Raw genomic sequence first — 13,228 nt, 5'->3', positions numbered from 1 at the left:
GTCACCCATAGCCAACCGCACCGTTCGCTTCGGAGGACGCCCGAAGAAACTTCAATCCGGGGAACTAACTTTAGAGCCAGATACTGCCCGCTTCGCCATCTCCTGATTGATAAGTGTAGGTGTGGAATTCTTTAACAGCTTCCTTCCAACTGATGTTGAAAGTCTTCATGATGGAACGGATCACTTTCTTTCCATCTTCGTCTACCGTTTCTTCGGTTATGGTATCCAAGTTGGTATCTTCTTCTATATCAGAAACCTCATCGTTACGCGACCAGAAAACGACAACGGGCACTTTGACGTTGATATCCCATGTGCCGCGTTGTATCAGACCGCCTGAGGGCTTGTAGAACGGGTCGAACTTATTCGTTTTGGAGTTGATCTTGGAAACGTGTCCGTGGTAAAGGCGGATTTGCAAGTCGAACTCCTTGCGGTCTTTGAGGAAGCGGATGGCTCCTTTCATCCCTATCGGGTTTTCGCCTCCCGTGATTTGCGCTTTGTCTAATTTTTTTGTTTTGTCCCAAGGCGTTGTGTCTACATAGAGGTAGTCGATGAGTTTGCTCGGGTCTTGGTCGTCCGCCTCGTCCATGCCGTCGAAAGTCCTTTTAATGTTGACCGGCGTGAAGAAGTGTTGGTGAATCTTCTCTTGTCCGTTCTCCACAAACTGGTTGTTCATCAGTTCGCCTTTCACGTTGTAGTAATTAATAAACATGAGATAGATAGGAGCGGGGGTGAATTTTCCATGATTGTGGTAGTTCCCGCACTGCTGAACATAAAATTTGCTTTGGCTTCCTTCGGCAAGTTTCCAGCCTTCTCCCTGTTTCACCTCATACGTTATCTCCTGTATTCTCTTCATGTATTTGGCAGGAGATTCGGGGTTCTGATGAGGACCTCCCACTTTTTGAATTTCATTCCAGTCGGCATGCAGATGGCATTCCACCAGTTTGATGGTCATTTTCACAGGATCTTCATGAAGTTTGTTTTTTGTTTCGTCGTTAGGAATTTCGGGGTCTTTGCTGCAAGAGTTAAAACCCAACATAAGGAAACTCCCTATGAAGAACATAAGTGCTGTTTTCAGTAAATTTGTTGTTTTCATCTTTTCTTGTTTTATAAAATGAATAAAATAATAAATGGTTTTTGTTTTTAAAAGCTCCATTGCACGGAGCAACGCACGTCGCGGCCTATGTCATGGGCATAGTAGCGCGAGCGGTTGGTGTATTCTTTATACTCTTTATTGAGCATATTGTCGCCCGCCAGCAAGAAGCGTATCTTATGTTTCCTCCCTACGCTCCACTCCACGCCCGCTTCGAAGCCGAGCAGATGGTAGGCAGGCGGCGTATGGTCGATGAGGTCTGTCTTGGGGTCGAAGCGTGTCTGCTTTGCTGTGAAGCGGTGCTTCAGGGTCAGATGCGGTGCGAAGCTCCACCTCATTGCGGGTGTCCACGTCAGTTGGTGGTCGATACGCATGGGCGGGATATACGGCAAATAGTTGCCGGAACTTTTCTCGTTTGCCCAAATGAGCGAAGAGATGAGGTGGTACTCCAGCGAACCGAGAGGAACGAACCGGAGGTCGAGATCTATCCCTCGGAAGAATGCCCGTGTTTGTTTGTATTGGAATACGGGATATGATCCGGAAATGACGGTGATGTTCTTTCGCGCGGGTTCGTCGTAGATATAATTGTCTATCCATTGCAGGTATCCGTCGATACGAACGTTTAGCTTCTGAGTGCGATAGTTCACTGAAGTAATCCATTTGTAGCTTTGTTCCGAGCGCATGGCAGAGTCTCCTTTTACAAACATGCCCGAACCCAGTTCGTTGCCGTTGCTGTAAAGCTCGTACACATGAGGGGCTCGCCACGCCAACCCCAAATTCGATGTGAGCGACCACTGATTGGATATCTTATATCGGCTTCCGAGACTGTAAGAGAGGTTTCTGAACTTACGCGAACCTCCGTAGGCAACTCCCGTCCAGTCGTATCCCGTTGCTTTCGTTTCCTGAAAGTCCGAGCGTATGCCCGCTTCGGCATCCCAGCGGTTGCGGTGAAATTTCTGTATGGCATACACGCCCCACGATGTTTCGGTGTAATTGGGGATGATGGGAACCACTCCCGTACCGGTCTGGCTGTAGTTGTCGATAAACATGAATTGTCCGCCCGCTTCGGTTTGCCACGCACCGTACCCTATGTTCCATCGGATTAAGTTCTGAAACGATTTCAGATTGAGTCCGACGGCGGGAATATCCGAGCGGTTCATCCGTCGGATACGGTTCTCCGTTCGCTTGTCTTTCTGCCACGAACCTTGCCAGAAGAGCTCTCCCCATTTTCCTGTATCATATTTTACCTTCCCTATCAACGTTTCGTGTACTACTCGCTGGCGAGGATAAGTAATGCTGCGCGTAAAGGGATCTACCAATACGGGACGGCCCAACCGGATGCGTTCGGCCAGCAGGTCTTCACTCCCCATCTGTGCGCTCAGCATCACCCCCATCCGGTTGTCGTACCGACTGTAAAAGCTCTCTATCCTCAAGCGTTCCCGGCCGTATCCGATGCCGGCGGAAAAATTGAACTCCCGCGTTCCGGTATTGTTCAGCAGATAATTGGCTGTCGATCGGTCGCCTGAGTTGGAGTACGTGCCCTGCACCCGCCAGGCAATATCTCTGAGAAAGGGTAATGAACCTTCTATCTGTCCCACAAACGCATAACGGTGCCCGTTGCTTCCGTACAACGACGTTACTTTGCCTTTCAGCTCCTTTTGCCGGAAGGGCAACGTTTTCTGATCCATTACGATGATTCCTCCCAAGGCTTCCGAACCGTAGCGCACGGCATCTGCTCCTTTCACCACGCGGATAGATCCGCTGTTGTTCATATCCACCTCCGGAGCATGATCTGCTCCCCATTGCTGGCCGGTTTGTCGCGCTCCGTTGTTGATGATCAGTATGCGGTTTCCGTGCATTCCCTGAATCACGGGCTTCGCCACGGTGGTTCCGGTCTGTATGGAACTCACGCCGCTCACTTGTTCCAGCAGCGATGCCAGCGATTTTCCCAGCGATTGGTCGATGGCGGCGGATGAGAGCTTGTTGCTCACGGCATTTACCGTAGCGCTTTGCCGTTCGCTGCTGATAACCACCTCTGCGAGCCGCTTCACCTCCGGAATCAGGTGGATGGTATACACCGAACCTTTATGCGGCAACGCTTTCAAATCTGCCACTTGTGTCCTGTAGCCTAAGCATTGTACGGCAACCTTACCTTCCGGCTTGAGCCCTTGCGGTAGGGTGGCGTACCCGTCCGGCGAACTGATAAACGCCTCTCCGTCTATTGAGATGTATGCTCCGTCGATAGGAGCGTTGGTTTCGCCATCGATAATACGTAGCTTGATTTTTCGTGCGAGTTCCGGCGCTGCTTGTTTCCACGCCGTTTGTCCCCGCATATCTACGCAGGAACCAATGGCGAGGAAAACGACGAACAGACACACATATCTTATATATGTATGAATAATCATTTTCTATTGATTTGTTTGAAAAGGAAATATGTTGAAAAGAGATACCCGCTGACCCGAAAGCATAAGGCAATATCTTTTCACGTATTCCATGAAAAAAGCAGACGAAGGTTTGTACAACCTCCCTGAGTGAAATGAAAAGGCTAAACGGCTACCGGAGGAGCCCTCAGCGTAGGGGAGAGTATGGTCGCACAAGCTCCTTCTTCTTCCGTGACAGGGCGGATGAGAGGTGCGAATGTTTGTAAATGCCGGAAATGGAAACTTTCGGCTTCGGTAAAGTCGGAAAGCACGAAAAGGCATATTTCGCAATTGCCGGATGAGTGGTGATGCGACCGGTCTGCATGTGCACACGATTCATCGTCGTGAAAGTGTGTGGCTTTCACGGCAAATAGCGGCATCAGCATCAAAAATAACATCCATGCGATGGCTGCCCTGTGCTTTTGTTTCAGTCTGATATGTTTCATTCCGGCAGTCGATGGCTTATAGCAAATTGCCTGCAAAGGTAAGGTTTTGTCCGGTTTTATGCAATACCTACTGTTGGGTATTTGCTCTGATAGCCGTATTTTTTTCTTTTTACGGGCATCCGGATTGTGCAATATCTTTTGTTTTTTTGATAAATTAGCGGGAAACGTACTGTTTATTGCTAAAGAACGTTTATTTTTGCGACATGTTATATCATGATATTCAAAAGATTCAGCAGATTTTTCGCAAGTCGTTGCCTGCGATTGCATTGGCGGCTGCATTATACTCCTGTGCCAGCATAGGGCGGCCGGACGGAGGTCCGATTGATGAGACTCCCCCGCGCTTTATAGGGAGTACGCCCCCTTCCGGAGCAATAAAGAGTACAAGGAAGAAGATCGTTCTTCGCTTCGATGAGTTTATCAAGCTGGAAAAGCCGGGGGAGAAGATCGTTATTTCTCCGCCGCAGTTACAACAGCCTGAAATTAAAGCGGCGGGCAAAGAGATAAAGGTTAATCTGCTCGATACGCTAAAGCCGAATACTACTTATTCGATAGACTTCTCGGATGCCATCGTCGATAATAATGAGGGGAATCCTCTTGGGAACTTTGCCTATACTTTTTCTACTGGCGAACGGATAGACACGATGGAAGTGTCGGGAACCGTACTCGACGCATCCAATCTGGAGCCGATCAAAGGAATAATGGTAGGTCTGCACTCCAATCCGGCCGATTCGGCTTTCACAAAGCTTCCTCTCGACAGGGTAGGACGGACGGATAGCCGCGGACGATTCTCTATCAGAGGTGTCGCTCCCGGAGAATACCGTATCTACGCTTTGATGGACGCCGACCAGAACTTTGCTTTTACCCAGAAGAGCGAGGTGATCGCCTTTTGCGACTCGCTGATTATTCCCCGCATGGAAGGGCGTACGCGGATGGATACCGCATGGGTAGACTCGCTGACTTACGATACCGTTGTAGAGAGGGCCTATACGCATTACTTGCCTGATGACATCGTGCTCCGTGCATTTAAAGAACTCAATCGTTCGCGCTCCCTCTCGAAGTCCGAACGCCTCGTTCCCCATAAGTTTACGCTTTATTTTGCAGGACAGGTGGATACGTTGCCTGTGTTGAAAGGCTTGAATTTCCAAGAGAAGGATGCTTTTGTCATTGAAAAGTCGCAACGCAGCGACACCATTCACTACTGGGTGAAGGATTCCCTGCTTTACAAACAAGATACGCTTTCGCTCAGCCTCACCTATCTGTATACCGATACGCTCGACCGTCTGCTTCCCCGTACGGATACGCTGAACCTTGTTTCGAAGCAGAAATTGGCGGCGGAAGAAGAGCCTAAGAAGAAGAAAAGGAAGAAGAGAGGCGAAGCGGACGAACCTCCGCCTCCCCGATACTTGCCCATGGTTGTGAATGCTCCTTCGTCTATGGATGTGTATGGCTCTATCTCCATCAATTTCGAAGAGCCGATAGCCCGTTTCGAGCGTTCGTCCATCCATTTGCGCCAGAAAGTCGATACGCTGTGGAAAGATTTGTCTTTTGATTTCGAAAGAGATTCGTCGAATATAAGAAAGTTTAATTTATATTATGACTGGGAACCGACTGCCGAGTATGAACTTTCGGTGGATTCTGCTGCGTTTCGCGGCATATACGGTTTGTGTACCGATAAAGTAAGGCAAAGTTTTAAAGTGCGTAGCGAAGACGACTATTTCACACTCCATTTCAGTATAACCGGAGCAGATCCTCAGGCATTTGTCGAGTTACTCGACGCACAAGATAAAGTAGTGCGCAGACGGAGGGTAATCGATGGAATGGCTGACTTCTATTTCTTGAATCCCGGAAAGTACGGAGCCAGGTTGATTAACGACCGGAATGGAAACGGTGAGTGGGATACCGGAGATTTTGCCGGGGGGGTGCAACCTGAAGAAGTTTATTATTATCCGAATATTTTGGAATACAAAGCGCTGTGGGAGGCCACGCAAAGCTGGGATATCCACACTACTCCCGCAGACAGGCAAAAACCGGATGAACTAAAAAAACAGAAAGCAGATGAAGACAAGAGACAAAGGAATAGAGAAAGGCGGGAGCGTAACCGCCGCTGACCGTATGCGGCGAGTAGCCATAGGTTTGTTGGTATGGTTGGCAGGAATCTTTCCCTTGCCTGCCAACGCTCAGTGTGAGGCAAAGAACAATGCGTTTCAGCCCGGCGAACAAGTCATGTACGATTTGTACTTCAACTGGAAGTTTGTTTGGGTGAAGGCCGGAGTTGCCAGTCTGACGACCAATGCCACTACTTATAACTCGAAGTCTGCATACCGGATGAATCTGATTGCGGTGGGAAGTAAACGCGCGGATTTCTTTTTCAAGATGCGCGACACGCTCACCTGTGTCATGGGTGAAAAGCTCGAACCGCTCTACTTCCGCAAAGGAGCTGAAGAAGGGAAACGGTATACGGTAGATGAAGCGTGGTTCTCATACCGGGGAGGGCTTTGTCATGTCAAACAGAAGCGTACGCACCGCGACGGCGAAGTGCAAGAGTCGGAAGAAAGTGACAGCCGCTGTATTTACGATATGTTGAGCATCCTTGCACAAGCTCGTTCCTATAATCCCACAGACTATAAACCGGGAGATAAAATAAAGTTTCCGATGGCCACCGGACGCAAAGTGGAGGAGCAAACGCTCATTTACCGGGGAAAAGAGAATGTAAAGGCGGAAAACGGGGTGACGTATCGCTGCCTTGTTTTCTCGTTGGTCGAATATAACAAGAAAGGGAAGCAGAAAGAAGTGATTACTTTCTTTGTAACAGACGACGAGAATCATCTTCCAGTCAGATTGGATCTGTTCCTTAATTTTGGTTCTGCAAAAGCCTTTCTCAATTCCGTAAAAGGCAATCGTCATCCGTTGACATCGATTATTAAATAGGAGCTGAGTCGGTTTGTGCGTTGGGAGGCATGATCCATCCTAATGTTCTATGTTTGCAAACGTTTTGAAGAGTTTGCGGGACGGCAATCCTCTGAAATGTACCAAAGTTGTCCTTCAATTGGATTATTTAGGAAGGTGCTTTCTGATTTTATGCTGTATTTTTGCTGCCGGAAAATTAATCACTTAACAAAATAATCCGTGTATTATGAAAACAATTCTTAGCTCATTAGGAATTTCATTTCTGATTTTGACGAGTTGCGGTGGACAAAAGAAGGTGGAGGCTGACTTCATTCAGGACAACATCGACAATGCTGTGGCTCAGCACACTCTTCAAACCGATCTGATCGAGGCCTCCGGAAAGATTCTGAATCCGAGGACCATCAAAAAAGACGGAAGCATCTCTTACATTCCCATCGACGACTGGTGCTCCGGTTTCTTTCCCGGAAGTATGTGGCTCACTTACAAGCTGACGGGAGATGAGAAGTGGTTGCCGCTCGCAGTAAAATATACCGAAGCTCTGGACTCGGTGAAATATCTGAAATGGCATCACGACGTAGGTTTTATGATAGGGTGCAGCTATCTGAACGGATATCGCTTCGCCGGCAAGAACGAATATAAGGATGTGATTGTGGAAGCTGCGAAATCTCTTTCCACCCGTTTCCGTCCGGGAGCAGGCGTTATCCAGTCGTGGGACGCCGACAGGGGATGGCAAGGTACGCGCGGATGGAAATGTCCGGTGATTATCGACAACATGATGAATCTCGAATTGTTGTTCGAAGCGACCGCTTTTTCAGGAGATTCTGCTTTCTATAACATTGCTGTGAAGCATGCCGATACTACCTTGGCATACCATTTTCGTGCCGACAACAGTTGCTACCATGTGGTAGATTATGATCCGGAGACAGGAGAAGTGCGCAAACGGCAAACAGCACAGGGATATGCCGATGAGTCTTCATGGGCTCGCGGACAGGCATGGGGCCTGTACGGGTATACTACCTGCTATCGCTACACAAAGGATAAGAAATATCTGGAGCAGGCGCAAAAAATATACGATTTCATTTTCAATCATAAGAATCTTCCTGCCGATCTGGTTCCTTATTGGGATTACGACGCTCCGAACATTCCTGACGAACCCCGCGACGCTTCGGCTGCTGCTTGTACGGCTTCGGCATTGTACGAGCTCGACGGATACCTTCCCGGCAACGGCTATAAAGCGACTGCCGACAAAATTATGGAGAGTCTCGGCTCACCCGCTTATCGTGCGGAGGTGGGAACAAACGGAAACTTTATCCTGATGCACTCGGTAGGAAGCATCCCGCACGGGCAGGAGATCGATGTTCCCTTGAACTATGCCGACTATTATTTTCTGGAAGCGCTCGACAGAAAGAAAGAATTGGAGACTATCTCTAAATAGAATATTGGAAATGAACTTCCTGATAAATAGATTTCTTTAGATTCCATCCCTTTGTTTCTCCCCCTTCTGCTTCATGAAACAGGGGTAAAACAAAGGGATGTTGTATTTACAATCTACGCCCGGCAAGGTCGACTCATGCCGTGCGGAATGAAGTCTGCGCTTGCCATGCTTTAATAACTCTTTAATCATTCATTATCGTGAATAAACAGATAAACTTTTTAATGAGCGGACTGACAATTGTCGCCGCACAGGGTTGCAAAGCTCCGAAACAGACGGTGCAGGCAACCGAACATCCCAATGTCATTTATGTATTCCCCGACCAATACCGCAATCAGGCTTTGGGTATATGGAGTCAGGAGGCGTTTCGCGATAAGGTGAACTTTCAGGGCGATCCCGTACATACTCCCAACCTCAATGCTTTTGCCCGCGAGTCGGTGGTACTTACTTCGGCGCAAAGCAACTGCCCGTTGAGCAGTCCGCACCGGGGAATGTTGCTCACCGGCATGTATCCCAACCGCAGCGGTGTACCGTTGAACTGTAATTCCACCCGCCCTATCAGCTCTTTACGCGAAGATGCGGAGTGTATCGGAGACGTTTTCTCGAAAGCGGGTTACGACTGTGCTTACTTCGGTAAGCTGCATGCCGACTTCCCCACCCCGAACGACCCGGCACGTCCCGGACAATATGTGGAAGACAAGCGTCCGGTATGGGATGCCTATACGCCGAAAGAACGCCGCCACGGTTTCAATTACTGGTATTCTTACGGCACGTTTGATGAGCATAAGAACCCGCATTACTGGGATACCGACGGTGTGCGCCACGACCCGAAGGAGTGGTCGCCCCTGCATGAAGCGCGTAAGGTGGTTTCTTACCTGAAGAATGAAGGCAATGTGCGCGATACGAAAAAGCCGTTCTTCATCATGGTAGGCATGAATCCGCCTCACAGTCCTTACCGTTCGTTGAGCGACTGCGAAGAACAGGACTATAACCTATATAAAGACCGTCCGTTGGACAGCCTGCTCATTCGCCCGAATGTAGACCTGAGCATGAAAAAGGCAGAATCGGCTCCTTTCTATTTTGCTTCCGTCACCGGGGTAGACCGTGCGTTCGGACAGATTCTGGAAGCGTTGAAGGAGATAGGGGCAGACAAGAATACGATTGTCATTTTTGCTTCCGACCACGGCGAGACGATGTGCAGTCAGCGCACGGACGACCCGAAGAATTCTCCTTATTCGGAGTCGATGAATATTCCGTTCATCGTCCGTTATCCGGCCAAGATACAGCCTCGGGTGGACGATTTGTTGCTCTCTTCGCCGGACATCATGCCTACCGTGTTGGGATTGTGCGGACTGGGCGACGCGATTCCTTCCGAAGTGCAGGGACGCAACTTCGCTCCTCTTTTCTTTGATGAGAAAGCGGATGTGGTTCGTCCTGACGCGGCTTTGTATATTCAGAATATGGACGGAGAGAAAGATTCGGAGGGGCTGGTGCAGAGTTACTTCCCGGCTTCGAGGGGTGTCAAGACGGCACGCTATACGCTGGCGTTGTACATCGACCGTGAGACGAAGAAACTGACTAAGAGCCTGCTGTTCGATGATCTGAACGACCCGTACCAACTGCGTAACCTCCCATTGGAAGAGCATCCCGATGTGGTGAAAAGCCTTTACCGCCGGATGGGAACGATACTGAAAGAGATAGACGATCCTTGGTACAAGGAGAAGATTCTCTCTGAGTATATACCTTATGAATAAGACGGTTGCAGGTGTCCGATGAATCTTCTGAAACAAAATCCAAAGCCTCTCTGCCTAAAAGCCTGTTTAGCAAGAGAGGTTTTGGTACATTACAATTCACACTAAAAAGATTATAATCCCCATGAAAAAGTATTGTCTGACTCTGTTGTTGTCTATTCCTGCATTCGTTTCTTCCTTCGGGCAGTTTTTCGGCTTCGAAGAGGGAGTGCCTGCCGGATTCACCACCGGGGGTAAAGGAGAAGTAAAGACCTCTTATCTTTTTTATAAAGAAGGCAAGCAAAGTCTCCTGTGGGAGTTTCAGCCCGGCTCTACGCTGGATGTAAAGACAGCTCCCCTCTCGTTGAACGCCAAGCGCGAACAGCAGTACGGCATTACGCTTTGGATATACAATGAGAAGCCTCAGGGCGACTCCATCCGGTTTGAATTTCTGAATCCGGCGGGAGAGGTTTCCTACGAGTTTTCGTACCGCCTTCAGTATGCGGGCTGGCGGGCTTGCTGGATTTCGTTCGAGTATATGAGGGGTGAGAAAAGAGATAAGCCGGTTGTGGCTTACCGCCTTGTTGCCCCCGAACGTAAAGGACGTGTTTTTATCGACCGTCTCACCTTTCCGGAGAAGAAGATGAACGCACGCACCACGCCCGACCAGCAGCTTCCCGCTAATAACGGGCTGGCAAACCGCAACTTGTGGCATTGGTGTCTGGTGTGGAAGTGGGAGCAACAGACGTATGATATTCCGTTGCTTTCGAGGCTGAACGCTTCGCAGAAGAAAGAGCTGCAAACGGTAGAGGCCCGCTTGACGGAGTATCTGGATGTAAAGACACCGCCCAAAGGGAGTGTCGATGCTGCTTACCGGACTTTCGAAAACGCGGGAATCGCACCTTCGGCGGCAGGTACGGGATTTATCGGCGCTCCGATAGTTGCCCCCGACGAGCAGGATAAGAAGAAGGGAGAGATGTCGTGGAACAATATAGAAACCATGCTCTCCGGCTTTGCGTATGATGCTTATTGCAACGGGAAGGAGGCTTCGAAAGCAAACTATTTTACGGTGTTCGATTACGCTATCGATCAGGGCTTCTCATTCGGCAGCGGCATGGGGACGAACCACCATTACGGCTATCAGGTACGTAAGATTTATACCACGGCATGGCTGATGCGCGAAGAGATTTACCGCCATCCCCGCAGGGATGAGTACTTGTCCACATTGCGTTTTTGGGCTGCGCTTCAGGAAACCCGCCGGCCTTGTCCGCCCGACCGTGACGAACTGCTCGATTCATGGCATACATTGCTGATGGCTAAAACGATTTCCGCCATGATGTTCCCCGATCGGCGGAAGCAGGAGCAGGCGTTGCGCGGATTATCGCGCTGGCTCTCCTCGTCGCTGCGTTATACGCCCGGCACGCTTGGGGGTATCAAGGTAGACGGAACGACTTTTCACCACGGAGGGTTCTATCCGGCTTATACGACGGGAGCGCTTGCCGGCATCGGACAGTTTGTCGCTTTTACGGGAGGCACTTCGTTCGAGCTGACCGAAGAGGCACGGCAGCATCTCAAATCCGCCTTTATAGCCATCCGCAATTATAGCAACCTGCATGAGTGGGGAACGGGTATCGGCGGACGTCATCCCTTCGGCGGAAAGATGGGGGCGGACGACGTGGAGGCTTTCGCGCAGATTGCCTTGTCGGGCGATTTGTCCGGCGCGGGTGATTCGTTCGATCGCGGGCTGGCTGCCGACTATCTGCGCCTGCTACATAAGCGTGACACTCCGAACGCCCGTCTTTTCAGAGAGAAAGGAGTGAAGCCTGCCGGGGATCCGCAGGGGTTCTTCGTCTACAACTACGGTTCGGCAGGCATCTTCCGCCGTGCCGGTTGGATGGTGACGCTGAAAGGATATACCACCGATGTGTGGGGAGCGGAGATTTATGCCAGAGACAATCGCTACGGGCGTTATCAAAGTTACGGTTCGGTACAGATCATGGGTAGGGGTAATCCCGTATCGCGTGCCGGGAGTGGATTCGTACAGGAAGGCTGGAACTGGAATCGCCTGCCCGGAACAACGACGATTCATCTGCCTTTCGAGCTTCTTGATAGTCCGCTGAAGGGAACGACAATGGCACACTCCGCCGAGAACTTCTCCGGGAGCAGTTCGCTTGGGGGAATGAACGGCATGTTTGCCATGAAGCTGATGGAGCGTAATCTGGAGAACTTTACGCCCGACTTTGTGGCGCGCAAATCCGTCTTCTGCTTCGACAACCGCATGGTGTGTCTGGGCACGGGAATTACGAACAGTAATGCGGAACATCCCACCGAAACGACCCTGTTTCAAACGAAATACAATGGCAAGGCAACGGAGAAACCGGCTCCTTTGCCGCCGTTATCCCTGTCCCGGACGGATGATGATGCGAAACTCCCGCATGCGGGTGAAGATGATTATTGGTTGTACGACGGTTACGGCAATTACTACCATGTAGCCGACGGAACAGTCCGCTCGCAGATTGCCGTGCAAGAGTCCCGCCATGAAAAGACGCGCGCCAAGACCGTGGGTACTTTCGCTTCGGCATGGATCGAACACGGAAAAGCGCCGAAAGACGGCTCTTACGAATATATGGTACTTATCCAGCCGTCACCGGAGGAACTGCAAAAAGCCCGGAAGGAATCTCCCTATCAGCTTCTCTGCCGCGACCGCTCGGCTCATGCCGTTTACGATAAGCAGACAGGCATTACCGCATACGCTGCCTTCGACGATTACCGTCCCGCAGCAGGCAGCTTTGTCACATTCATTCCGGCCGAGACGATGTTGATGTATGTTGCCGAAGCCGACGGCAGAGTACGCATGAGCGTGTGCGACCCGAATCTGAACATCCGTGAGAAAACCTATACGACCAAAGAGCCGAGCCGACCGATAAGGAAAGAGATCGTTCTGAAAGGAAGATGGACACTCGCGTCATCCCTCGAAAACGTAAGCCTGTCGGAACGCGACGGGCAGACTGTGGTAACGGTGACTTGCATCCACGGGCAGCCGGTGGAGATGGTGCTGAAGAAAGCGGTGTAATTCATGTGCATATTGATCTGCTCCGGTATACATATATAGTCAGTCCGGTGAGTATATATACTCATGTATGGTGACTATATATATCCACCGTGGTAGGCATATATAGCCACCACGGTGGGCATATATGGAT

Annotated in this window: 8 protein-coding genes; 5 read left to right on the top strand and 3 right to left on the bottom strand. The window is 50.1% G+C overall.

What is annotated here, in order from left to right:
- Positions 1 to 70 precede the first annotated feature (70 nt).
- The 3 genes from GGR07_RS01795 to GGR07_RS01785 form a co-directional block, all read right to left on the bottom strand.
- Positions 71 to 1,093, bottom strand: coding sequence for a hypothetical protein (locus tag GGR07_RS01795; protein ID WP_051322524.1), 1,023 nt, complete (start codon positions 1,091 to 1,093; stop codon positions 71 to 73).
- A 47-nt stretch (positions 1,094 to 1,140) separates the two neighbouring features.
- Positions 1,141 to 3,495 carry a TonB-dependent receptor gene (locus GGR07_RS01790; protein ID WP_021646740.1) on the bottom strand — a complete coding sequence of 785 codons (2,355 nt, stop codon included), beginning with the start codon at positions 3,493 to 3,495 and terminating at the stop codon, positions 1,141 to 1,143.
- A gap of 140 nt (positions 3,496 to 3,635) precedes the next feature.
- Positions 3,636 to 3,956, bottom strand: coding sequence for a hypothetical protein (locus tag GGR07_RS01785; RefSeq protein WP_021646741.1), 321 nt, complete (start codon positions 3,954 to 3,956; stop codon positions 3,636 to 3,638).
- 203 nt (positions 3,957 to 4,159) lie between these two features.
- On the opposite strand from GGR07_RS01785, the gene GGR07_RS01780 reads away from it, so the two are divergent.
- The 5 genes from GGR07_RS01780 to GGR07_RS01760 all read left to right on the top strand — a co-directional run bounded on the left by GGR07_RS01780 (position 4,160) and on the right by GGR07_RS01760 (position 13,098).
- Complete coding sequence (locus GGR07_RS01780; protein WP_034542230.1) at positions 4,160 to 6,064, top strand: Ig-like domain-containing protein; 1,905 nt, start codon at positions 4,160 to 4,162, stop codon at positions 6,062 to 6,064.
- Complete coding sequence (locus GGR07_RS01775) at positions 6,012 to 6,884, top strand: DUF3108 domain-containing protein (RefSeq protein ID WP_034542231.1); 873 nt, start codon at positions 6,012 to 6,014, stop codon at positions 6,882 to 6,884. The genes GGR07_RS01780 and GGR07_RS01775 overlap by 53 nt, the downstream gene beginning before the upstream one ends.
- Before the next feature lie 205 nt (positions 6,885 to 7,089).
- Positions 7,090 to 8,298, top strand: a complete 1,209-nt coding sequence (locus GGR07_RS01770) for a glycoside hydrolase family 88 protein (protein ID WP_034542232.1) — start codon at positions 7,090 to 7,092, stop codon at positions 8,296 to 8,298.
- Between the two features lie 197 nt (positions 8,299 to 8,495).
- Positions 8,496 to 10,049, top strand: a complete 1,554-nt coding sequence (locus GGR07_RS01765) for a sulfatase family protein (protein ID WP_034542233.1) — start codon at positions 8,496 to 8,498, stop codon at positions 10,047 to 10,049.
- Positions 10,050 to 10,170: 121 nt separating this feature from the next.
- The gene (locus GGR07_RS01760) at positions 10,171 to 13,098 is read left to right on the top strand and encodes a chondroitinase family polysaccharide lyase (protein WP_021646748.1); all 2,928 of its coding nucleotides are present in this window, start codon (positions 10,171 to 10,173) and stop codon (positions 13,096 to 13,098) included.
- Positions 13,099 to 13,228 lie beyond the last annotated feature (130 nt).

The sequence above is a fragment of the Bacteroides pyogenes genome (assembly GCF_014196225.1).
GTDB classification, from domain to species: Bacteria; Bacteroidota; Bacteroidia; order Bacteroidales; family Bacteroidaceae; genus Bacteroides; species Bacteroides pyogenes_A.
The sequence above is the reverse complement of the archived record's forward strand: the minus strand, read 5'-3'. Positions and strand labels throughout refer to the sequence as shown.

What these genes read in the sequence shown, in the direction of transcription:
- GGR07_RS01795 (WP_051322524.1), bottom strand. Translation starts at nt 1,093, where the DNA reads ATGAAAACAACAAATTTACTGAAAACAGCACTTATGTTCTTCATAGGG.
- GGR07_RS01790 (WP_021646740.1), bottom strand. Translation starts at nt 3,495, where the DNA reads ATGATTATTCATACATATATAAGATATGTGTGTCTGTTCGTCGTTTTC.
- GGR07_RS01785 (WP_021646741.1), bottom strand. Translation starts at nt 3,956, where the DNA reads ATGAAACATATCAGACTGAAACAAAAGCACAGGGCAGCCATCGCATGG.
- GGR07_RS01780 (WP_034542230.1), top strand. Translation starts at nt 4,160, where the DNA reads ATGTTATATCATGATATTCAAAAGATTCAGCAGATTTTTCGCAAGTCG.
- GGR07_RS01775 (WP_034542231.1), top strand. Translation starts at nt 6,012, where the DNA reads ATGAAGACAAGAGACAAAGGAATAGAGAAAGGCGGGAGCGTAACCGCC.
- GGR07_RS01770 (WP_034542232.1), top strand. Translation starts at nt 7,090, where the DNA reads ATGAAAACAATTCTTAGCTCATTAGGAATTTCATTTCTGATTTTGACG.
- GGR07_RS01760 (WP_021646748.1), top strand. Translation starts at nt 10,171, where the DNA reads ATGAAAAAGTATTGTCTGACTCTGTTGTTGTCTATTCCTGCATTCGTT.